The organism is Nocardiopsis nanhaiensis (assembly GCF_054778635.1).
The window spans coordinates 67141-90192 of sequence record NZ_BAAGZJ010000024.1; the positions used below are offsets into that span (position 1 = coordinate 67141).

Here is a 23052-nt window from a genome sequence, read left to right on the forward strand (position 1 = left end):
GTGTGCCAGATTCACTTAGCGCAACGCTTCGACCTGCAAATACGCTCGCTGGTGCCACGAAAACCGCCACCAGTTGTGCAAGTCAGGTCAAAGATCAGTAGCGCAGGTCTGCCCCAACCCGAAGGCGTTGAGGAATCTGGCCGGATCTGCACGGACTAGCGCAGATTCACCCGATCAGTTCACCAGACACCGCTCGAAAACGAAGAATCCCGACCCATGGAAGATCAGAATATCGTAAATTCCCCATCTTGGGCCTTAGAAATAGAGATAATCATCAGGTCACGAGCGGCATCGAAGAATTCCTCACCGACTCCTTGCATCGAGCTGATAATTTCAGCCAAGCGAGCCACCTGATAGAAACCTTTTCCGTAACGGCGCTGCGTTTCCATGGGCAGCACAGGCAACACCAAGCGGCGCGGATCAATCCGCAGTACCCTACGCACTCCCGAGCCACCTCGTGTCACCTGGCGAGCCCCCTCACCCGTGGTCAGCATTCCTGCCAGGAACCAGGAATCGAGAACTGCCCGATCAGGCCGTATCACATAAACTCCAGGCCCAGGGTAGGCGCCCGATTCCCTCTCACCGGCCACCCGGGCCAGGGGTCTTCGCCCTGGCAGCACAGAGGGCACGAGCACGTCACCCTCGCCGATCGGTGGATTGCTCATGGGATCCAGGTGAACAGCTTCAGCCACTGATGGAGATCGGCCTTCAACAAGGTCTTGGACCGTGATCGCCCTCGCGGCCAATGCGTCTTTACTTCCCTTGCCGCGAGGATCCGGTGGACGCCGCACCGTCACCGCTCCGCGCTCAGCCAGCTCCCCGACAGTCACGAACCGCAAGGACTCGTGGCCCGTCCCAGGAAATGATGGAACGGCATCGATGATCCTTCGGCTTTCTTCGACAAGCCGACCGAGCTCCACACGAAAACGCTCCACTTGCGCTTCGGACTCTTGAACACTGACCCGAACGGACAGATGGCGACGCGGCGTCAAATCGACTTCTTCATCAAGGAGGTCCATACGGGATACGGCACGCACTTTCCCGGGCCGCTCGGAGAATTCGGAGGACCGTTGACGGAATCCATCCCACGAACTGAGAATGTCCTCAGTCAGGTGGGACCACTCTTCATCGCTCTTCGCAGGCCCCGCGTTCTCAGCGTCGATGAAGAGCACGGGTGCCGTGGACCCACCCGTTTCAGCGGGTCGTTCCAGAATCCACAGGTGCAGTGGCAGTGCATGGTGAGCAGCCAGGCCAGCAGGCAGGGACACCACTGCCCGTACAGCTCCGCTCTGGACCAGGGAACGTCGGATTCGTCGACCGGAGTGACGCTCCGCCGTAGCCGGCGGCATCAGTGCCACGACACAGCCTTCGGGGCGAACTTGAGCGAGCGCGTGCTGCACCCATGCCAGTTCGGACTCCAAGCGCGGCGGCACACCGTGCAGCCAACGCCAGTCGTGTTCGAACTCTTCTAGGCCCCAGTTCCGGTCACCGACCGGTGGTGCGAACACCACCGCATCGGCGCAGCCCATCGGGTAGGCAGGCCGACGCAGGGCGTTGTCGGCATGGACGTCGATGTAATCCACGGAAGAATCATCGATCGCGAAAGCCAGGCGTAGCGCCGCCACCCAAGCGGCGGTCGGGTCCCCGTCTTGCGCTCGGACACGCCGCCAGCTGCGGCTCACGCCGGCAAGCAGCACTTGGCCTCGCCCGCATGCCGGGTCGACGAGCTCCGCCCCGGGCTCGCCTGCCAGTTCGACCATCAAGGCAGCGACCCGACGGGGAATCGAACGTACCGAAGGACCTGTCACCGCTTCGTCGTGCCGGACGAGCGCCTCGAAGAGCTGAGCAGGGTCGACTTGACGGGCGGCCTCGGCTGCTGCGACGAGCAAACCCTGAATGTGCGGTTCCAGGTCCAGTTCCGGGCGGTGCGCGGCCATGTCCTGGATCCCCGCGCCCGCCCAGCGGGCTCCGGTGAGATCACGCTCGGCGCTGGTCAACAATTCCCGGAGATCGTCGATGTCCGAAGGGACCTCCGAGCCCGGGTTCCGGTGGAGATGGAACAGCAACAGACCAACAGTTCCGAGGTGCTGGTGCCCCGATGAGTTGTCGCGTACGGAATCGAACGTCTGGAAAAGAAGGTGCTGGGGGTCGATGGGCTCACCGGTACCGCGCGCGGCCAACCAGGCCTCGACTTCGGCGAGGTCGAAACGAGGGCTGCGGCCCGTTCCCCCGACAGGCTTGGGAAAGTCGCTGTGGCGGCGCCGCCAGTTGCTGACCGCCGCCGGCCTCACTCCGGCGAGTCGGGCGATGTCAGCAGATGTCACCTCGATTCGGACCGCAGCCATCGAAACACCTCTCACCTGCTTGTTCACAGTTACCCGGGCTGACTATACACATCGCAACCCATCCCGATCTCGCCACCACCACGAATCAATCTGTTAACACACTCAACCATGCTACGGTTAACGCCAGCTTCACTTGCTGTCGCACCCTGATGCGCATGTTTTCCTTTCTCACCCGAGGTGACCCATGTCGTCGCGATCTTCTGACCTCCCCACTGGTCTCACGGGAAGCCTCCGGCTCGTCCGTATCAGTCCCCGCGCCGCCAAGGACACCCAGCGTGGATGTCCGGCCCATCTCGCGGCCAAGGCCCATCCCGCACTGTCCGCCAAGAAGCGTGTCCGCAAAGGACATCACGCCCTGGAGACATTTCCGCTCGGTTCCGTCCAGCAGCGGCTGGACGCTCTGGAGTTCTCCGGCTCTGCCCCACCTTCCACGAAGGATGACCAGCCAGTCGGCCTCCACCCCGGGTTGGCCCGCTACGTAGACCACGCTGTGGACCAGTACGAGCCCTACCTCCACCGCCCCAACGATCCGAAACTCCGGCCCGTTGGCCACCACTGGGTCGCTCAGGGACGCCGTGAGCGCATCTGGGAGATGTTCACCTGGGGCCGCCGTTATGAGTCACCCGACGGAAGCACACGGGAATTCCGTTTCCTTCGCATGGGCACCGTCGACGGGACCCTCCACCCTCGACGGGAGCGCCCAGCAGCCGAGATCGCGATCGCGGCGCACACCACTGCCATCGGTCTGCCCGCTTGGTGGCCTTCCCCACGCGAGTGGAAGAAGCCATTCACACCGATTGGCCCTCCTCCGGCCTCGGGACAAGTCCGGAGCGTCCGCGTCGTCGAGATCGGTCTGCTCGACGGTTCACGCAACATCCTTTTCGACGGTTCCCCGCACGATGCCAAGGTCCATTATGAGGAGCATGGCCGTCCCTTGAACATGGCGATCGTGGCCGGAGGAACACCCGTACCCGGGGCTTCCTGCGCTGAGTGCAAGGCTCTCAACACCTGTGAAGAGCGCGTTGCGGCCCCCGGCTTGCTGGGCATCACACCATCCGGCGCACCGTTGCGAACCGTGTCGGTCAGCGACCTGCGGCACCACAGTGAGTGTCCCGCCCAGTACCACCTGCGGACTTTGCGACTGCCCAAGACGCAGGAGTACTGGGCCGGGCACCGGCGCGGCAAGGCGGTTCATGCGTGGTTGGAGGAGGCCCACCGGCCCACGGCCGCCAGGAAGTATCCCTGCGCTTCGCGTGATACCCCCAAGGATCCGGCATCCTGGAGCTCCCCCGAATGGGAACTACCCCCCGACGAGGCGCGACTGGGAGCGCAGATGATCGCCCGGCACGCCGAGGTCTGCCCTTTCACCAGCATGACCACCGACATTCGCCCCGAACCGGATCTGGCTTTCTACGACGCACACGCCAACGCGGTCGTGGTGGCCAGACCCGATCTGCTCTTCTACGAGGAAGGCGCCCCGGTGTGGCGCGAGACCAAGACGCTCCGCTCAGGCCGGGTCTCACGACGTCACATTTTTCGCCGCTATCCCCAGCTCGCCCTGGCCCTGCTCATTCTCGACAGCGGACATCTGGGAGGAGAACGGGAAGGCGCCCGTGTGGAGCTGGAAGTGCTCTACCCCGACCGCTTGCCCACTCTGATCACTCTTCACCCCAATGAACCCGAAGACATCGAAGAGGCCCGAGAGGAACTCCACGCACTCACCCGTTGCTGGCATGACGACACTGCCTTTCCGTCACGACCGCAAGAGAAGGCTTGTGGCTCCTGCCCCGTCTCCCGTTGGTGTCCTGACGCTGTCCTACCGGAAGGCGAGTGAGTTGAGTACCGCCGGCGTTCCTGAGCCTTCGGGCACCGAAGACGACTTCTACGACGGTGAGAATCTGCTCCGCGTCGTCGCCACCGCGCTCATGCGGCTCGCCCACGGTCGCCGAAGTGGCGGCGGGCTCTACGAAGCCAACGTCCAGCAAGCCTACGACCACCTGGTACTGCGCAGCCTGCGCACCCACACCGAACCTCCGCACAGTGTTGCGCGCATGATCCGCTGGGCGACCGAGAAACCGCTGTCCGACTGGCCGCTCAACCTTCCTCCCGAGGTGGTGCCGCCCGAGACCCTGCTCATCGACCCCGAGACCCAGACCCCCTCTCAGCAGTGCGGCGAGTGGGCGATCAGTTCTCGCTCCGCTGTCAGCGAGGTGTATCAGAACACCATCATGCGCGGGGCCCTGGACTCCGCGCGATCCTTGGAAGCGCCGGAGACATACACCGCCTTCCGCCGGCTGTTGATCGAACGTCCCGTCATGACCGGCGTCGAGTTGATCCAGATCGCTTCCGAACCCGATCTGGATGCCATGCACCACCTGGTCAAGCGCGCCTACCTACGCGCTCCGGCCGCCCACCTGGAGAACAACGTGTTCTCCACATGCGCACGCTGCCATTGCCTACTAGTACGCGGTGCCTCCGAAAAGCTCGTGTGCGAGTTGGATCGCTGTCGGCGCCAAGGTCGCCCCCGTATCGGCGACCGCCTACCTGCGGACAGTGACGGCGGTGTCTTCCAGATCGGACGTCCACTGCGGACCTTCGTCACCGGACCGGGCCTGGCCGAGACCGACCTGGAGGCGACCCTGGTGGACATGGGTCTGACCGTGGAGATGTGGCCCCACTTCGATGCCTACGACCTACGTGTGGTCTTCCCCGACGAGCAGGTCTGGGCCATCGACGTCAAGGATCGCGCCAATCCCGCTCTGCTGGGGCGTTCGGCGCACCCGCTGCCCGCGACTCCGCCCTACGACCACGGTTTCCTGGTCATCCCCCGTTACCGGTTCGACGATCGGGAGGACTACGCCCGAGTGTTCCGGCATCACCGTCCCGACAACCTGTCAGGCCGCTTGGAGTTGCTCGCCGACGACGCTCTGGTGGAACGAGCCCGCGGTCGCCTCGCGGACAGCGGTCAGCACTCCCGCTCAAAGAAGTCCTCGACCCCGAAATCAAGCACGAGCAAGGAAGGAGACGGTGATGCGTGACCGGAGTTCCTGGCACCGAAAACTACTCCCTCAGTTCAAGGACGCCTGGCCGGGTTCCGCCACATCCTTTGGCCCCGGTGATCTCTTCGACGTGGAACTCGGTCTCTTCCTGCTCGGCACGGCGCTGCCGGGGCGGACCGCCATCGACACCTGGACCCTGTTCGACGGTTACCCGTACAGCCAGGCCTTCGGCGGTGCTGACACCCCGGAAGTCCAGTTGCGCATCCGTCGGGCCCGCTACTACCTCACCGGGGTACGACGCCCGCGCGAATGGCTCCTGGCGCTGCGCGCCTATATCGACCTGCCCGTCGAACTACGCGGCTACATACTCGACTCACCGGAGAGCATCCCTCAGCGAAGGTCGCCCGCACGCGCCGCGTCACGGTTCGAAGTCTATGAGCGGGTCCTCACCACACCACCGCCGTTCACACGCCGCCGCTTGCCGGTGGCCGAGGCCGGTGAGCACCGATTCAGTACCAAGGACCGCACCTGTTCGATCGCGTTCGACGATCAACTGCTCACAGCCGTGAGCGAGAACAAGGGGACACCCGCCGCGCACGATCTCACCGCGCCGCCGGTTCTCGGCGGGGCACCGATCACCGTGACCTGGGATGAGCTACGCGCGGCGGCAAAGGACATGGATGCTCGCGAGGCCGCCCTCCCCGGAGTTCGTTCCAGCCACTGGGCCGATCGGTTGGACCGCGTTGAGCTTCGCGTGCGCGATGAGCGGAGCGGCCAATTCTCCGACGCTGACAAGCTCACCATCGGCACCATGACCCACCTGGTCGGTATGGTCGGCGCTGGCAAGTCGACACTGCGTGACATCCTCACCTTTTGGGCCGCGACCGAACATGGAACTCGCATCACGGTGGTCGTGTCCGATGTCGCGGAGACCCTGGAGGTCGTGGAGCGGTTCACGCGACTGGGGGTACGTGCCGCACCGGTTCTGGGGCACTCCACTCGAGAACGCAACGCCGCCCGGTTGCACCACAGGTTGACCAGTGGTCACGCTGTTTCTCCCCTACAGCACACAGGCGACGTGTTCCGTTTCCTCAGCACCGCCTGCCCTGTCGACGCCCTCCGCGGCACCGAGTCCCACCGACCGTTGCCGCTCACCGACGCACCGTGCGGCACCCTGCTTCCGGTGCCCCGCCCAGCAGAAAACGGACCCTGGGATGAGGCCGGAGCGGATACCGAAGGCGCTGCCGACACGGGCATTCCCCTGGGCTTCGAGGATGCGGACCGTGACGAGCCCACGCCCACCGAAGAGAAGATGGTCCCGCATGCCTGCCCGCTCTGGGGTGCCTGCCCCAGGAACATCGGCGCCCGCGAGCTGGCCCGAGCCCAGATCTGGGTGTCCACCCCCGCCGGGTTGGTACACAGTGGGGTTCCCCCACAGATGAACGAGGAGCGCATCCGCTACCTGGAACTCGGTGCGCACCGCAGCGACCTCTTCTTCATCGACGAGGCCGACCGCGTCCAGATGTTCCTGGATACGGCGTTCGCACCGTCGGCCACCCTGGTCGGACGATCTCCGAACTCCTGGCTGGACGAAGTGTCCCGGCACAAGGTCGCCGAACTGGCCGGCCAGGGACGCATCCAGCTTTCGGCCCGCGATGTCGACGACTGGACCAACGCTGTCAATACGGTCGTCTCCGCCACTGACCGCTGCTATTCACTGCTGATCACCGACGCCGACTTGCGCGCTTGGATCACCAAGGACTATTTCAGCGCTCTCACCCTGCATCAGTGGCTCGTGATGAACTGGTTCCCCGACATCGTGCGCAAAGAGCCCGATGCCCCGGGTGAAGGCCTCCCACAACGTGGGACTGAAGCATCCCCCAAGCGCCGCAGGGCCATGGAACACGTCGATGCCGTCCTCGACCGTTTCCGGGACTCCCCTTTGCAGACCGATGAGCCGTCGGACCTCAACGACAAGGTCACCAAGGACAGCAACCGGCTCACCCACCTCGCTCTCGAACTACTCCATGCGCTGCACGGCTCCAAGACACGCGAGCACCTACGAGGGGTGTTAATCGAACTCGTCGAAAACGACGAAGACATACTCGCGGACCTGGACCTCCACGCGGTCCGATTCGAATTCACCCTGCTGCTGGCCGCCCTGCACCACCACCTCAACACCATGACTTCGCTGTGGCCACGGGTGGAGGCGGCGCTGAACCTCCAAGACACCTCCAACGTGCTGTCCCGCCGCCCCCCACCCGACTACGACCCGGTGATCCCCGAGTCACCCATGGGCAACGTCCTCGGGTTCCAATTCCAGAGCGACGACACGATTAGGGACGGTGTACAGAGCGGGGAGCTGCGATTCTTCCGCTGCAACGGCGTAGGCCGGGAACTGCTGCTCACCCTGCCGCACCTTCCGGAAGTGGATGATCGACCAGGTCCGAACGTCCTGCTCATGTCGGCCACGAGCTGGTCCGGAACATCAAGCCGCTACCACGTCCACACCCCGGTCACCGCAGTCCTACGCCCTCGTGCGGAGGAAGTCGAGGCGATCTTGGAGACACGGTTCGAAAAGCTCCCACTCTACTGTCCGGACACCTCCCAGCCCCTGCGTCTGTCCGGTAGCCCCACTCCCGAGCTGCGCTCGGCCTCGCTCAAGAAAATGCTCCACCAACTCGCAGTTCCACCTCGAGGGCTCCCCGGCGCGAAATCCCTCCTCCAACAGGAGCTCGACGACCTGGAGGACGCTGAGCGCCGACGTGCCCTCCTGCTCGTCGGTAGCTACAGCGAGGCCAAGGAGGCGGCCGAATACCTCGACGGCATACCGGAGTGGCGCGGCCGCGTCATCCGTCTCGTTCCCGACGACGCGGATCTCGACGACACCTGGATGACACTGCGCCGCGGTGACGTCACCGGATTCGCTTCCTCGGGCCAGGGCCACGTGCTGGTGGCACCGCTACTGGCTGTCGAGCGCGGCCACAACATCGTGCTGCCCGGCGGCAAAGCCGCCATTGGGTCGGTCTACTTTCTGGCGCGCCCGCATCCTCGACCCGACGATATCGCCCTGGCAGTGCAAGCCATCAACGACTGGGCGGTGCGCCAGATCCGGGACCCCGGGCAGGGATTCATGCGCGCGGACCGGGCCAAGGGAAACCCGCACGACGCCGGCCTGGCTTTCCGGGCTCAGGCCCGTCGCCAGTGGAACCGTTACCTGACACGCCGCCTGGCGTGGTCCAGTTTGCCCGAAGAGGAGAAGACCGCGTTCACATGGGACCAACTCGTCGTGATCTGGCAGGTCATCGGGCGCCTCGTGCGAGGTGGGGTCCCCGCGCGCGCGGTGTTCGTGGACGCGGCGTTCTTCCCCCAAGAGGCCGCCCACCGCAGTAGGGACACCCCTGGAACAGGGTTGCTCGCCGGAATGCACGCCGTACTCGACCACTACCTGAAGCCGGGCAGCGACGCCGAACCCGTGGATCGCTCGTTGGTGAAAGCCCTGTACGAGCCGCTGCACACCGCACTCACCGAGATCGACTAGGGCGACCCACCTCCGGTGGGATCGTCAGCCCTTTCCGACGAACCGAACGAAAGGAGATCGGCATGGTTTCCTACAAGGCCATTCAGCCAGCCGCTTTCATCCACAGCCCCGATGCCGACCCCCTCTACCATCACTTCCACACGATCTCCTTTCCCGCTCAATGGCGTGAAGCCGTTCTCGGGCTGTACGCCGACAGCGTCCCGGAGAAACGTCGGGACAAGGTGCTTCAGCGGCGCCGGGTTCCCATCCGCCGCCTGGACCGCCTAATGAGGGCAGCAGCACCCAACCTGGTGGCAACAGGCAGGGACGCCTCCATCGACGATGAGACACCCTGGCTGTACGCGAACACGCCTTATCCTCCAGCGGTGCTACGCGGTTTCCTCAGTGCTTGGCTCCGAGACATGTTCGATCCTCGGCACGACGGCCGCGGCGAGCCGGACGCGGAATCCTACCGACGGATTCGCCAATCCATGAGGATCCTGGACACCTCTGACCTTCAGTGGGAACTAAACGGCGTCGATCTCACCAGCCAAGAGCTCTCCGACGGCGGCACGTCCGTTCCTGACCCCCGGCTGTTCCGGTTGCTCCCCGAGCACCTGGCTGACAAGATCGCAGCCTTCTCGGAAGAGTCGCCCTACGAGCACGGCGGTGAACGGCTCCGCTTCCGACGCGCTGCCGGGCTCATCGACACCGAGGCCGAGCTGATCTCTTGGCCTCCGCTCCGTTTCACGAAGAAGTCAGGCCATGTGGCCCACCGCTACTCGGCCTACATCCGGCTGTCTCTACGCACTTCTCCCTTTTCTCCGATCCCTCGGATCCACATGGCCACGGGAATCCGCCGATGGGTCAGCAGCAAGGTGACGATGAAGGGAGTACAGGCCGCCTCCGTCTACCTGCTCGCCGACTCTTCCCTGGTACCGGACGGTCCGGTACCCGAAAGGTTCGCGGTGGCCGATATCGCCTGGAACCGCCACACCAGGCAGGTGGAATGGCGCGAGGGTGGTCCGGGTGGCATGCTCACCCGAATCTCGATGCTGGACGCGCTCCCCCCGGCCGATGTCCTCAGGAAAGACGCCGCCGACTGGATCGACGGCCAGGGTGGCCTCAGCCTGGCCGTGACCCACCACACCACGATGGGAAGCCACGGTGTCAAGGCCGGTCTGATGCCCGAGGAACGCAGACGTCTGGTCGAGTGGGCCGGGCAAGCACTCGCTCCTCAGCTCACGCCCGTGGCCCCGTTGAAGAAGTCGACCGTCTCCAAGCGGAACCCGGCCGCCGAGTTGGAGCAGACGAGATCGATCAGGAAGGCCGCCAGCCCTGAAGAGCGGCAGGACGTCGAGGCAGAGAACGAACGCATCTCTGCCCGCAACGCCGCTCGGTACCGGGCACGAGCAGCGACAGCCTTGGGAGAGGAGGGTCTCGGCAAGCAGGCCCTGTCCGCTGTGGTCTTTCACCAGAGCACGGTGATGCGCGACCACCTGCTCCAGGCGGCTGAGAATCACCTGGGGCTGGCGCCCTACCGACAGCGCAGCGGTCCCGACGAGTGGGTCTGGTCCACACCTGAGCTCGAGGTCTACGTTAAGGTCACGGACCTGGGCGAGCTTGGCGCTCCACTGGGCGGTGAGCACGAGTCCCTCTCCCGTAAAAAGATGGAGGAGGCGATCGCCGCGCGACGCGCCGAGGCCACCGCGAAGATGCAAGAGGTCCTCGGCTCGACGAACGACGTCGAGGTACCGTTTCTGTCCTTCGTCGAGTTGGAGGGCCCGTTTCGCCCTTCGACGTTCAAGGGTTTCCGTCCCCGGAACGATCCCAAGGGCGCGCTCCGCCTCGGTTTCGCGGACGCCGGCCTGGTCAGCCAGTTCTTTCGACCGCTCGATCGCGAAGTGAAGGAGGACAAGCGCGATCAGGATGCCGCCTATCGCGCGAAAGCTGCCTGGGCGGACGGACTTCGCCAACTCGGCATCGTGCTCACCCCCCGGCACACCCTCGCTCCCGAGGTCCCGGAAGATCTCGCCCAGGTCGCTTTCTGGATCGTCAAGCGAAGTGTCGATTCCAAGAGCAACCACCGACAGTTCACCCCCGTAGCGGTGTACACACGTGGTGACAGCCTGGTCCTGGGACGCACACCCGAGTTGACCGAGTGGATCCCCTACCCCGAGCTACTCAAGAAACTGACCGGACGAGTGAGCACCACTACCACGGCGCGGGCACAGACGGAGACCACCGCCACCTTCGTCAAGAACACACTGTACGCACTGCGCGGAACGGACACACTGGTGATCACCCACGCGCAGAACGCGCGCTATCGCTGGCCGTGGCTGCTGAACCCCGGGCTCCTCGAGGACCGGATCGTGCTGGGAGACGGTCCGGTCCAGCGCATGCGAGCGCGCTGGAAGCGGTTGCGGGTCGCCCGTGTCGCGACGAACGATCGCAACGAGACCCCCGACTGGTGGGCCGTCCCCGAGGAAGAGGACAAGCCGGCCGGGATGGCCAAGGGGGTGTGGCTGCCAGAAGACCTCGATCCCAGTGGGCGCGTCTTCTACGCCTCCGCCCAGCGCCCCGACTCCATGCAGGCCCACACGGCGACCACCAAGCTCACGCCACACTCGATCAAGGGACGTCCGAAGGAGCCGGGTGAGAAGGCTCCGGACCGGAACATGCACCAGCCCGACGCTCAGGTGGGCACGCCTCAACTCATCGAGCTGACCATGGCGGGCCTGTGCGAGGGAGACGACCCCGAAACCTGGGCGATGTTCTTGCAGCAACAGCGGAACACCGAAGACGTCAGCACCGAGCTAGTCCTGCCCTTCACATTGCACATGGCGGCGCTCACCAAGGAATACGCGCTCCCCTACGAGAACGTCCCCGACGACGACACCGTCGTACCGACAAGTGGACCCGAGACGGACGAACCGCTGCAATTGGCCCCGGAGTTGGAAATCGAGAAGTCCGAAGAGTGAACCTGTGGGGGTGTCAGCTGACGCCCCCACACGTTCCTCTCGGCACTTCCCGGCCCAAGAAACCTGAACTCTACACAGCTGGATTAGCGTGATGGAGGGCCCTTGGTAGACCTGACAACTGCAAAAGTTTCAGGAAGCCCTCGGCGCAACAGCAACACTACCTGTAAACCCGGTCGTTTACTCTTCGAGGCTGACGGGAGCACCCTCGTGTGGTTGGGTCGGACCCCGCACTTGCGTGAGAGGATGCCCGTTCGTAGAGTCCTCGTTCCTTCACTAGTCGGCCCCAGCGCTCCTTCCGGCCGAATCGTTCACCGAACTTCTTCCCGTCGGGCAGCTCTCCGTGCTCCTGTTCCCACTCCTCAGCCCACATCTAAGCTCGGGCCTGGAACGGTCAGCCTTTTTCATCCTGCTTCTCGGAGCTGAAGGAGCAGAACAGGGCCATGCCCCTGGCGTGGTTTAACTCCGGGTTCAGGGATCTGACCTGCAGGGCTATAGAAACCAGGCGAGCCATCGTGTGACCGTCTGAGTGAGAGAAGCTCTGAAGTTCCTCACCCAAGGACACACGATGGCTCTTTCCCAGCATGACCTACAACAGCTCCTGGAGTCACTACAAGCCGCCGAGAATGTCGACATGGTCCGCCTGGTGCTTTGAACTGGGTGAATCCTTGTTGGCACAGGTCACTGCGAGACCGGAACTACCTCGACACGGTAGACGTCACCGGAGGCAGCGCATCAAAGCGACCCTGCTTGCCCCATTCTTTGATCAGTCGCCCCCACCGTTCCTTCCGGTGGAAGCGTGCCGCGATCTGTTCACCAGTCGGCAGTGAACCGTCTTCCTGGGGGTTCTTCAAAGCCCACTGCCAAGCATCCCGCTGCACCTTAGGAGGAAGCCGATCACCGGCACCTGCCTCCGTCAGATCGATGTCTTCTGAGACCACGGCCTGCTCGTGCACCACGTGCAGATGCCGCCTGCCCTGTGGCTCCGCAGTGGAGGTCTCCATATCCGCCCGGTCCTGCAGTGGGGGTTCGTCACCCGAGTGCGTACGCGCTGCGTCAGCACTGCGTACGCTGCGCGCGGCCGTGCGGAACTCCCGCATGAGAAGTTCATACGCACCGATCAGAGCGAACGAGGGCCAGGCGTGGATGATCCGCGACCACATCGTGGGGTCGGCCACCGCGACATTGGCCGCCAAGGACGCTCCCGAGCCGATGACGAGCAACATCCAGGGCAGCAGGCCCCCTTTGCGGCCGTGGCGAGCGTCACTCAATAGCGTCATGGAAGAAGCGACAATCATGCCGTCGACCGATAGTGGGAACAGAGCCGCGCGCCACTCGGGCTCGCCATGGCGAAGCGCCAACTCATACATGTGGCTGTAGCTCACCACAGCTGCGATGAGCGCCAACAGCAGAACAGAGACGATGGTGACCCACCGGGACCAACGCGAAGTCTTCATCGCGATCACTCCCCCGCACCCGGACGCTCATCCCGCGAACCGCGGTAGCCGTCCCGACGGACCTTGGCGTGAGCAGGCAGGAGTTCGATCTGTGGCCCCTCGATCACAGGCTGAAGGTTCGCATTGTGTCGGGCTGGGTGCACCACAAAACCCCAGGTCAGACGGGGTGAAACAGCCTCACTCTCGTCGTACTCTCGTACTGATGGGGCCAGGATGGGGCCGAGGTGGGGCCAGCCCTCTACGCACCCTTCGTGCCCTCCCTCGCCGATGGGCTCTGCCCGCATCGCGCAGCACCAGCCACGCCGTGCGCTCCGCCGCCTCCCGCGCCACCTGCGGCAACACCGTGGAATAGGTATCCGCAGTCAGCACGATGCTCGCGTGCCCCAGCATCGCCTGGACCACCTTCAGCTCAACCCCCGCCGCCAACGCCAACGTCGCCGCCCCATGGCGCAGATCATGCAACCGCACCGGCGGCAACCCGCTCTCAGCGTTCAGCTTCCGAAACAGGCGCGACAACCGCTCAGGAGCCAACGCCCCACCCCGCAGGGCGGTGAACACGAACCCCCGCGGATCCCACACCCGCCCCTGACCCTGTGCTTCCTGCTGCTGGTACCACTGGTGGCGGCGCAACACCCCCAAGGTGGTGTGGTCCACCGACAGCATCCGTCGACTCGCCGCGCTCTTGGGAGCCAGCTCCACCAACCTTCCCTGGTGCGACTGCAGCTGGCGCTCCACCCGCACCGTCCCCCGCACCAAATCGATGTCCGGCCAGCGCAACCCCACCACCTCGCCCCGACGCAGCCCCGTCATCACCGCCAGATGGAACAACCCGTACAACCGGTCCTCGCGAACGTGGTCCAGAAACGCGCGGGTCTGCTCCACCGTCCACACCGCCACCACCGGCCGCACCCCGCCATTGCGCCAGTCCGCGACGGCCTGCTCGGTCCACACCACCGGCCGCGTCGCACGACCGCCCTCCAACCGCAGCCCTCGAGCCGGATTCGAGGCCAACCCCTCCCGCACCGCGGTGTTCAACGCCGCCCGCAACGTGGCCCGCACCCGCTGCACCGTCGCCGCCGACAACAGCACGCCCGTAGGCGACCTGTGCTGAGCAATGGAGGCGAAGGCCTGCGCCACCACGGCGGGAGTCAGCTCCTCCAGGACCAGACCACCCAGGTGGGGTTGCAGGTGGCGGTGGATGTGCTCGGCGTAACTGGTCCGGGTCAGCGGCCGCAACCGGGTACGGGTGGCCAACCAGTGTTCCAGCCACTCCCCCATCGTCAACACTGCCGGATCGGTGTCGCCTCCCTCGAGCTCCCGCGCCCGGCGCAGATCCTCGCGGGCTGCTTCCCTGGACACGAACCCGCCCCGACGCACCCGACGCCGACCACCCGGGTCATGGTCCAGCTCCAGCGCGAAGTACCAACTCCCATGCCCTCGCCTGGCCAGCCCAGGGCACCGACCCTCCCGAGCCTTCACACCCCTGACACCACGGCACCCGCACCGCTTGTAAACCCAACCCGATCCAGACACGTCGAACACCCCCACAACCAGTGTCCGCCCCAGAACAGAAATGATGCGATGCCCGGTCTCCACGGGTGAGTGACTTGCAGGATCGCTCACCACCTCCCGGGTGACGGGAGGCGATCCCGGCACACAGGTGGGCCTCCATCGAACTCGGCACGAAACAATTGCTGCCACTCAGAGGGCCCGAATGCCTCGACGCGCGGAGACGCTTACAACCAGGGATGGTTTACCGCTGTCCGGGTATGTCCTGTACTGGTCAGCACCCCACTGGCAGGCACCAACCAGATAAGATCTCTGCTGACACCAGTGACCAGTGTGAGGAGGGAGCCGTATGTATCCCCCGGACCTTGCGGTAGCCCTGTCAGGCGCAACACCTGCTCAGCTCACGCACTGGAGACGCAAACCTCCTGTACTGGAGCCTAGCTATCACGATGGCAGTAGGGTCTATTACTCCTTCGCTGATGTAGTCGCCCTCCGCTCACTTGTCTACCTTCGTGAGCAGGAAGGATTGTCCCTCCAGGCTATCCGCAAGGCCATTAATAACGCCAAGGACTTAGGCAAGAATGAACACTTGTCTGAGTATAAGTTCGTCAAATGGGGAGAAACGATCGTTCTCGCTCACGGCGCAGAAGCGATCGACGTGCTCAAAAAGCCAGGCAACTATGTCGTGGCCACCCTCTTCGACGTCCTTGACCGGTTCAACTCGAACCGCACAGGAGAAGTGCTGCCATTGAGGCAGCCAGTCTCGGGAGTAAGCATTCGCAGCGAGGTTTGCAGCGGTTATCCGGTAATTGAGGGAACTCGGGTGCGCTACGACCAGGTCTCTTCTCTCATCGTCGATGGAGTTGCACCCGAAGAGATCAGGGAATTCTACCCTTCGGTCTCTGCTTCTGGAGCAGCGGGCGCTAAGAAGTTTGCTGATTATATTTCCGAGCGTGCGACGCGGGGGCCGCTAGAACAGGCCGCTGGGTGAAATTCCTGCTTGATGAAAACGCCCCCACACAGCTACTCGACCCGCTGAAACAGCTCCTCCGATCCCATGAGGTAGATCACACAGAAAACCTGGGATGGAAAGAAACCTCAGACACGGGACTCTACGCGAAAGCTAGCAGGTCAGGCTGGGACGTACTGATCACAAATGATGGTAAGCAACTCCTCGATCCCCAAACCTGCAAAGCCATCAAGAGGTCAGGACTTCACTATGTCCATTATGAGCTAGCGAATGGGCTTGGCGGTGCCGCCCGAGCCTATGCTTCCGTGCTGTTTGCAATCCGGGGGATAGCAGATACTTTGGAAGAATCTGATGGACAGCGAATCGTGAGCATTACCAATCTTCGGCAGCGCGCGGAAAATTTTAGAGTGCTTCATCCTGGAATCGACCATATCTCAAATTATTGGCCTGGCAGGCGCAGGCACGGAAATAATCGCCCCTCCAAGTCCCTTCCACAAAATCCATCATCCCGTTAGCGCGCCAACACAACCACCATCATGGATGCTATGTCTCCGACCTTATATTTCGGAGAATACAAGCACCCCACACAGCGCTGCAAGTAATTTAGATTCGACCTGAATGCGTGAATTAAAGATCCTGGGATTGGACAATCATCCTGAACCCCAAGCCTCTTTTAATTTCTCTGAACACTTGCCACGAATCAATGATCTTGGATGCCTTCTTTTGTGTATGCCGACTCCGTGAATATCGAGTCAATCCAGTCATGGCTGTTAATTTTTGCAGTCATCCTTGCTCTGGTTCTGGCCTTTTCGGCCTTCCGGGCAAGCCTAAAGCAGGAAGAGACAAGTAATTCGAAAGAGATAGCCCCCACGCTTTTTGAGTCCCCCGAAGAGCTTGAGCGTTCACTTGCAAGTGCCGAGGAGATGAATTCTCATAGCGCGATCATGGGCCAAGAGCCCGATGTTCGAATAGGGAAAATCTTGCACTACTCCCCACGCGACTATCAATCTGCAATTGGAGAGGTGTCGATGCGTTTTCGCGAAAACCGGGTGCTCTCGATTGACCTAAAGGGAATGAGTCCTCGACAGGCAGCTCGACTGGTTGACTTCTGCAGTGGGATGGCCGTTGCTTCGAGAGGATGGATATACCGCGTAACAGACCAGGTTGTAATCTTGACTCCTCCTGATTAACTTGAATCGATTGGGCATCGAATGTCAGAGTCTGTTGAAAAATATGACCTTCTCCACTTCAATCATCAGATCAGGCAGAAAGAGCATAGCCTGAAGGTGGCGCAAAGTCGGAGGATCCGATCAAATATTGCCCTTGCCATGGGACCAGCATTCGGCCTGATTCTTTACGTACTATTTTGGCTTCCGTTTATAGATGGCCTAATTAAAATCGCTGTCTTCATTCCGGCAATTCCAGCTGCTCTCTATTTTGCTTTTTCATCTTTTTATCTAAAGAGAACCCCAGGAGGGCTTCCACAGGCTGATTCGGAATCTACAAAAGATGTTCCGCTCGACATTCGGTTCTGGGACCGAATTCTTAAAGGTGACAAGCGGCGTCCAAGTGAAGGTGACCTGGAGTTGCGATTGGCCACCTTGAGAGACCAGCGAAAGCTAGTTGTTGCAAACAAAGATGTTCCCCCAAAGGTTCGTAGAGTTGCGTACAAGGAAGACGCGTATTCTGATATTGATCAATTGCGTACCGAAAGTCGCTGGTACCGCCGGGTGAACAACCTGCTCCAAGGTGTGGTGATTGTTGGTTCGCTTGCTGCGACAGGTGTCGCCGGCCTCGCGGGTCAGATTCTGGAATTTCGTTGGGTTGTTATGGGTGTTACTTTCTCAGTCGGCGTCGCAAGCGGCTTTATGGGATATTATAAATACAAGGAACGCAGTTTCTACTTGCAACAGACCGCGGATGCAATTGAAAGCGAATGGGAGGCAGTTGAAATTGGCGTGGGAAGATACAAGCACATTGAAAGAGAGGAAGATCGACTAGAGGAATTTGTTGCGGAAGTTCATCGATTGAAATCGGAACAGAAAAAGCGACAGCAAAACCTTGAACAACCCCCGGAGGCTCGCGCAGTGAGTGAATGACAGGTGTATTTCGATTGGTTCTGTCGAAATCGCGAAGGACAACTCCTCACCCAAACGCTCGCAGTCCCCACGGGATTATGGTCGATCAGTGGCAGGCCGAGAAGTACCTCTTGATAGCTCCGGTGTTCCGGAAGCGCATGGTCTGTGGTGGTCTTCCATGGCCTCCAATAGCATAGCGGGCCCGTAAGGCCGGAACGAATCACCACACACCAGGCGAATTACCTGCCATCCCGTGGCTTTTTAATCCGCGGGTTCAAAGCCGATCCCTTCAGACTGGCTGGCGGCTGACGGGAGGTGGTCACGGCACACACCGCAACCTCCCGCACAGCCTGTAGGGAACAAGCTCTAAGCAACCAGAAACAAGTCATCCCACAGCATAGGGTCTCATGTCCCTTGACTCTGATCCATACGACGGAAAGGCAGGCACCATGTCCTCTTCATGGGTTGCCATCGATTTTGAGACGGCAAACGAACACCGGGGAAGCCCTTGCGCTGTTGGCATGACGAAAGTCATCAACGGCCGTAAATCTGATACCTGGAGCACCCTGGTTCAGCCGCCCTCTAAGCTGAACTACTTCAACTCATTCAATGTCGGAATCCATGGCATCAACTCCGATGATGTGGCAGACGCCCCACCCTGGGAAACGACTTTAGCTGACATCATGACGTACTCGGATGGCCTTCCCCTTGTGGCCCACAACGCTGGCTTCGATATGAGCGTTATCCGAGCCGCGTGCGACGCCGATGGCCTGCCTTGGCCCGAAGTTCGTTACACATGTTCGCAGGTCGTGTCTCGCCGTACTTGGAAACTGCTTTCTTACCAGCTTCCCTACTGTGCGGATGCCGCTGGGATCGCCTTCACCGATCACCATGACGCAGGCGCGGACGCCACCGCAGCAGCCGAGATTATGCTCGCGTCTTTGCGAATTGCCGAGACCGAATCACTGGGCGATCTGTTGCGTGGCCATCAGATCCGATGGGGTTACATGGCGTCGACGGGCAAGTGGCTGGGCAGTCACTACCGCGGTCACAGCGCGAGGCGTAAAGCTTTACCCGAAACCAACTTCGATGCTGACCCGGACGGTGCTTTCTACGGAGCGATCGTGTGCTTAACAGGAAAACTGACTTCTATGACCAGGCAAGAGGCACACAGCAAGCTCGCTGAAGTTGGTGCACAGGCGACGCAGAGCGTCACCAAGAATACCGACATCCTCGTCTCGGCAACCCAGAACCAGCTCAATCCAGAGAACACGCTGAGCAACAAGGCTCAGAAAGCTGAATCGCTCTTGAAATCCGGACAGGACATCGAAGTTATTGACGAGGATGAGTTCCTGCGACGCCTGCACAGCTAACATGACCACGCTTGCGTTGAAGGGCCGGAACTTGGCCCCACGCCTTGGACACGCCGAGCCATTGTGTGCTCCGTTTGTGCTCCGCAGTTTTGGACTGGGACGTCAGCAGGGGGTATTACACGACACGGGACGGCATCCTGATTCGGATAGTGCGGGACGCACCGGCACGAAGTAACACGTGGCGGTACGCGACCATGGAACTTCTAATCCGACGGCCGCAGGTTCGAATCCTGCCGGGTGCACCACAAAACCCCAGGTCAGAGGGGTGTACGAGGACCCCGAGAGGGCTCCTCGCGGCGTTTCGGGGCGATGTGTGCTCCTCGTGTGCTCCCCGGTACAAGGTAAGTGCAGGTGGGGGTGGACCTCGCGGAGCACTTTGCCCTTTCCTGGCCGTGTGGGACTCTGCCCAGGACGGCCCCGCATCCGCCAACCAGCGCTCTTGCAGACCCGCCACACACATCCCAGCACCCTTGGGGGCTACACAACCCTGAATCCGCGTGAACGCCTTTGACAGCGCCAACGAGCGTGGCTGGCGGATCCCCCGCTCAACCGCGCTGTGCCTCGATGCACTCCCTCCAATTCGGGAAATCCTCCCAGGTCCAATTGAGGATCTCTAGCGGATCACAGCGGACATCGGGTGCGTACCACTGGGCGACATCCAGAGCTCCGGGATCTGGTTCGCAGGGGCTGTCGCTCCACCCCAGGACCTCCCACGACCCGTACCCATGGGCTACCAGCCACAACAACGCCCGGTGTCGTCACGGACGGGGAATCTCACGACGTGACCGGGTTTCAACGACGGTGATCGCTCCCGACGGGCACACTTCGACGGCCTCCGCCACCTGATCACGACGGTCGGTCGGAGGCTCCGACGCCAGGAGCACGACCCGCCCGTCCTTTTCCCCCTGGTCGAACACCTCCGGCGCGGTAAACGTACACATCCCGGCCCCGACACAGACCGTCCGGTCCGCCTGAACCCTCATCTCTGCTCCCCATCCCAGGTGACGGGAATCCTGTGGACGCCGTAGATGGCCATGTCCTCCCGTGTCGGAACGTCCTTCTCTGGCACGGCCAGCTGCAGAGTCGGGAACCGGGCGAAGAGCGCCGGGAAGGCAACCTGCATCTCCACCCGGGCGAGCTGCTGGCCCAGGCACTGGTGAATGCCGTGGCCGAAAGCCAGGTGACCGCCGGTCGAACGGTGCGGATCCAAGGCCTCGGCTTCGGGGAACACCTCCGGGTCGCGATTGGCCGCAGCGGTCGAGACGGTGACCGTCTCGCCCTCACGAACCAGCCTCCCGCCCAATTCGAGGTTCTCCAGTGCCGTGCGCGTGATGAAGGGAACGATGCTCAGGTAGCGCAACAACTCCTCGACGACGCGGACGCTGTGCTCGGTCTCCCGGCGCAAAGCGACGATCTGCTCCGGGTGGAGCAGCAGTAGAAACGCACCAAGACCAAGCATGTTGGCCGTGGTGTCCAACCCGGCTATTAGCAGGAGAAACGCGATATTGGAGAGCTCGTCGTCCGCCAGCTCACTGGTAGTGACCAGGTCACTGAGGAGGTCGTCGGTGGGCTCAGCGCGTTTGTCGGCCACCAGCCCGGTCAGGAACTCTTGCATCTCGGTGAAGGCGGCGGCCTTCTCTGCCCGGGTGGAGTCCGTCCGCGACACCGCCTCCACGGCGTGCTGGAATCGGTCCACCGCATCGCCGGCGACGCCGAGCAGCTCCCCGATCACCAAGGCGGGAATTGGAGAGGCGAAGGCCTCCACCAGGTCGATCGGCGGGTCGAGCTGTTCCATGACGTCGAGGTGTTCAGCGGTGATCTGTTCGACGCGTTCGGTGAGTCGACGCATCCGGCGGACAGTGAACTGGCCGGTGAGCAGGCGTCGGTAGCGCGTGTGCTCGGGTGGGTCGTGGCTGAGGAACATCCCCGGCGGAGCCGGGTGCGGCGGAGTGGGATCCGCTCCGGGCGCGGGGTTGTGCCCGAGCTCGCTGCGGGCGCTGAACCGGGGGTCGGCCAGGACCTGTCGGACCAGAGGGTAGCTGGTCACCAACCAACCGGAGTGGCCGTCCGGGTAGGCCAGTGGGGTGATGGGCTCCTCCCGGCGCAGCAGCGACAGTTCGGAGGGCGGGTCGAAGGGGGTCGGGCGGGTCGTGGGCAGTGAGGTGGTTGCGGGCGTAGGCTCGCTCATCTCAGGTCTCCTTCGGTTGCGCGTGGTGGCGTTCGGGGCGTTTGGCGTCGGCGCTGGCGAGGGCCTCACCTCGTGCGACGAGTCCGGACTGGTCAGATAGCGGGATCTGCTTTACGAAGAGCGCGACCAGCAGTGCTGCGACCAGGAATGGGATGAGGTACCAGAACACTGGAGCCAACGCATCGGAGTAGGCGGCCACGACGCCTTCGCGGACCTGCTCGGGCAGCTCGCGAAGAGTCGCCGGATCGATGGTTGCGGCAGCGGTGGCGGCGTCTCCAGGACTCGCGTCAGCACCTGAGAAGACCACCGTGAGGCGTTCGCTCAATCGGGTGGTGAAGAATGCGCCGAATACCGCGACACCCAGCGAAGCGCCGACTTCTCGGAAGTAGTTGTTGGTGCTGGTAGCGGTACCCACCGCTTCGGCGGACACGGCGTTCTGGGCCACCAGCACGATGATCTGCATGACCAGACCGAGGCCGAGCCCGAACACTGCGAGGTAGGTGCAGATCAGCCAGACCGGTGTTGTGGCGGTCAGGGTGGTCAGAGCCAATAGCGCGAGGATCGTCAGCACCAGGCCGATGATCGGGTAGATGCGGTAGCGACCGGTCCTCGTCACAAGGACGCCCGAGAGGACAGCTGTGCCCATCAACGCTGCCATCATGGGCAGCGTGAGCAGCCCCGAAGCGGTGGCTGAAGTGCCGACCGACATCTGCAGGAAGGTCGGTACGAAGGAGATCGTCGCGAACATTCCCAGACCCAGGGCGAAGCCGATCGCTGTGGTCTGGACAAAGATCCGGTTGCGGAATACCGAGAGCGGGATAATCGGGTCTTCAGCGCGAGATTCAACCAGCACGAACAGGCTGGCGGCCAGGACCAGGCCTGCTCCCCATGCCCAGGTCGCCGCCGAAATCCAGCCATGATTAGTGCTTCCAACGAATTCAGTGACGAGGATGAGGCATGTGGTCGCCACGGAGAGAAGCACCGCGCCGAGAATGTCTATCTTTTTCTCAGCCCGCTTGCTGGGCAAGGTAAGTGTGAGCACCGAAATGAGGAACGCAGCGATGCCAATAGGGATGTTGATGTAGAATTCCCAATGCCAGACGAGGTGGTCGACGAAGAACCCGCCCAGCAACGGTCCTGCGACTATCGAAATACCGAAGACGGCGCCCATCGGGCCCATGTATTTTCCGCGTTCATTGGCTGGGATGATGTCGGCGATAATCGCCTGTGAGAGAATCATCAATCCGCCGCCGCCCAGCCCTTGGACGGCACGGAAGACCACAAAGGTCCAGAAGTCCCCAGCTAAGGCGTAGCCGACCGAAGCACAGGTGAACAGCGCGATGGCAATGAGGAACAGCTTGCGTCGGCCGAACACATCACCGAACTTGCCGTAGATCGGCATCACCACCGTGACTGCCAGCAGGTACGCGGTCGTGATCCATACCTGGTGTTCAACACCACCGAGCTGCCCGGCGATCGTCGGCATCGCAGTGGAGACGATCGTCTGACCTGAGTTCACCCATTGGGCTTAGTGACCCCGATTGCCTCGAGGATCGTCTTCGCGTGCTCGGGGATCTTGGGCTCGAGGGTGAGTTCTTGACCGTTGATGTCGACGGTCGCTGAGCGGATGGTCCG

The 23052-nt window shown here is 62.4% G+C and carries 15 protein-coding genes; 9 read left to right on the forward strand and 6 right to left on the reverse strand.

From position 1 onward, the window contains the following. Positions 1–224: 224 nt before the first annotated feature. On the reverse strand, positions 225–2372 hold the full coding sequence (locus ACYVD1_RS13940) for an N-6 DNA methylase (RefSeq protein ID WP_460772045.1): 2148 nt from the start codon (positions 2370–2372) through the stop codon (positions 225–227). A gap of 631 nt (positions 2373–3003) precedes the next feature. Between ACYVD1_RS13940 and ACYVD1_RS13945 the strand changes: the two genes are divergently transcribed. The 4 genes from ACYVD1_RS13945 to ACYVD1_RS13960 all read left to right on the forward strand — a co-directional run bounded on the left by ACYVD1_RS13945 (position 3004) and on the right by ACYVD1_RS13960 (position 11845). Continuing rightward, on the forward strand, positions 3004–4179 hold the full coding sequence (locus tag ACYVD1_RS13945) for a PD-(D/E)XK nuclease family protein (protein WP_460772048.1): 1176 nt from the start codon (positions 3004–3006) through the stop codon (positions 4177–4179). 1 nt (position 4180) lies between these two features. Continuing rightward, entirely contained in the window at positions 4181–5383 is a 1203-nt protein-coding gene (locus ACYVD1_RS13950) for a pPIWI_RE_Y domain-containing protein (protein WP_460772051.1), read from the forward strand. After that, positions 5376–8885 (forward strand): pPIWI_RE_Z domain-containing protein, encoded by a 3510-nt coding sequence (locus tag ACYVD1_RS13955; protein WP_460772054.1) that lies wholly within the window; start codon positions 5376–5378, stop codon positions 8883–8885. Before ACYVD1_RS13950 ends, ACYVD1_RS13955 begins: the two co-directional genes overlap by 8 nt. 62 nt (positions 8886–8947) lie before the next feature. Next, positions 8948–11845 carry a pPIWI_RE module domain-containing protein gene (locus ACYVD1_RS13960; RefSeq protein ID WP_460772056.1) on the forward strand — a complete coding sequence of 966 codons (2898 nt, stop codon included), beginning with the start codon at positions 8948–8950 and terminating at the stop codon, positions 11843–11845. A gap of 695 nt (positions 11846–12540) precedes the next feature. Here the strand turns inward: ACYVD1_RS13960 and ACYVD1_RS13965 are convergent. After that, complete coding sequence (locus ACYVD1_RS13965; RefSeq protein ID WP_460772087.1) at positions 12541–13299, reverse strand: DUF2637 domain-containing protein; 759 nt, start codon at positions 13297–13299, stop codon at positions 12541–12543. Between the two features lie 177 nt (positions 13300–13476). Then, complete coding sequence (locus ACYVD1_RS13970) at positions 13477–14658, reverse strand: tyrosine-type recombinase/integrase (RefSeq protein WP_460772058.1); 1182 nt, start codon at positions 14656–14658, stop codon at positions 13477–13479. A 499-nt stretch (positions 14659–15157) separates the two neighbouring features. Here ACYVD1_RS13970 and ACYVD1_RS13975 point away from each other — a divergent pair, with 499 nt between their 5' ends. The 5 genes from ACYVD1_RS13975 (at position 15158) to ACYVD1_RS13995 (ending at position 19229) form a co-directional block, all read left to right on the forward strand. Then, a complete protein-coding gene (locus ACYVD1_RS13975) occupies positions 15158–15799 on the forward strand; it encodes a MerR family transcriptional regulator (protein ID WP_460772060.1) in 642 nt (213 codons plus the stop codon). Continuing rightward, the gene (locus tag ACYVD1_RS13980) at positions 15796–16293 is read left to right on the forward strand and encodes a PIN-like domain-containing protein (RefSeq protein WP_460772063.1); all 498 of its coding nucleotides are present in this window, start codon (positions 15796–15798) and stop codon (positions 16291–16293) included. The genes ACYVD1_RS13975 and ACYVD1_RS13980 overlap by 4 nt, the downstream gene beginning before the upstream one ends. A gap of 225 nt (positions 16294–16518) precedes the next feature. After that, complete coding sequence (gene sepF / locus ACYVD1_RS13985; RefSeq protein ID WP_460772065.1) at positions 16519–16968, forward strand: cell division protein SepF; 450 nt, start codon at positions 16519–16521, stop codon at positions 16966–16968. A 21-nt stretch (positions 16969–16989) separates the two neighbouring features. Beyond that, positions 16990–17877, forward strand: a complete 888-nt coding sequence (locus ACYVD1_RS13990; RefSeq protein ID WP_460772067.1) for an SLATT domain-containing protein — start codon at positions 16990–16992, stop codon at positions 17875–17877. A gap of 428 nt (positions 17878–18305) precedes the next feature. After that, positions 18306–19229 (forward strand): exonuclease domain-containing protein, encoded by a 924-nt coding sequence (locus ACYVD1_RS13995; RefSeq protein ID WP_460772090.1) that lies wholly within the window; start codon positions 18306–18308, stop codon positions 19227–19229. A 758-nt stretch (positions 19230–19987) separates the two neighbouring features. On the opposite strand, the gene ACYVD1_RS14000 is transcribed toward ACYVD1_RS13995, so the two are convergent. Genes ACYVD1_RS14000 through ACYVD1_RS14010 form a run of 3 tightly spaced genes read right to left on the reverse strand, consistent with a single transcriptional unit; the run spans position 19988 to position 22936 of the window. Further along, positions 19988–20212 carry a ferredoxin gene (locus tag ACYVD1_RS14000; RefSeq protein WP_460772069.1) on the reverse strand — a complete coding sequence of 75 codons (225 nt, stop codon included), beginning with the start codon at positions 20210–20212 and terminating at the stop codon, positions 19988–19990. Beyond that, positions 20209–21417, reverse strand: coding sequence for a cytochrome P450 (locus ACYVD1_RS14005; RefSeq protein WP_460772071.1), 1209 nt, complete (start codon positions 21415–21417; stop codon positions 20209–20211). The genes ACYVD1_RS14000 and ACYVD1_RS14005 overlap by 4 nt, the downstream gene beginning before the upstream one ends. Position 21418: 1 nt before the next feature. Next, on the reverse strand, positions 21419–22936 hold the full coding sequence (locus tag ACYVD1_RS14010; RefSeq protein WP_460772074.1) for an MDR family MFS transporter: 1518 nt from the start codon (positions 22934–22936) through the stop codon (positions 21419–21421). Positions 22937–23052 lie beyond the last annotated feature (116 nt).

Bases quoted from the DNA above. Each gene is read 5' to 3' on its own strand.
- ACYVD1_RS13975 (WP_460772060.1), top strand. From the start codon at position 15,158: ATGTATCCCCCGGACCTTGCGGTAGCCCTGTCAGGCGCAACACCTGCT.
- ACYVD1_RS14005 (WP_460772071.1), bottom strand. From the start codon at position 21,417: ATGAGCGAGCCTACGCCCGCAACCACCTCACTGCCCACGACCCGCCCG.
- ACYVD1_RS13995 (WP_460772090.1), top strand. From the start codon at position 18,306: ATGTCCTCTTCATGGGTTGCCATCGATTTTGAGACGGCAAACGAACAC.
- ACYVD1_RS14000 (WP_460772069.1), bottom strand. From the start codon at position 20,212: ATGAGGGTTCAGGCGGACCGGACGGTCTGTGTCGGGGCCGGGATGTGT.
- ACYVD1_RS13960 (WP_460772056.1), top strand. From the start codon at position 8,948: ATGGTTTCCTACAAGGCCATTCAGCCAGCCGCTTTCATCCACAGCCCC.
- ACYVD1_RS13955 (WP_460772054.1), top strand. From the start codon at position 5,376: ATGCGTGACCGGAGTTCCTGGCACCGAAAACTACTCCCTCAGTTCAAG.
- ACYVD1_RS13965 (WP_460772087.1), bottom strand. From the start codon at position 13,299: ATGAAGACTTCGCGTTGGTCCCGGTGGGTCACCATCGTCTCTGTTCTG.
- ACYVD1_RS13990 (WP_460772067.1), top strand. From the start codon at position 16,990: ATGTCAGAGTCTGTTGAAAAATATGACCTTCTCCACTTCAATCATCAG.
- ACYVD1_RS13945 (WP_460772048.1), top strand. From the start codon at position 3,004: ATGGGCACCGTCGACGGGACCCTCCACCCTCGACGGGAGCGCCCAGCA.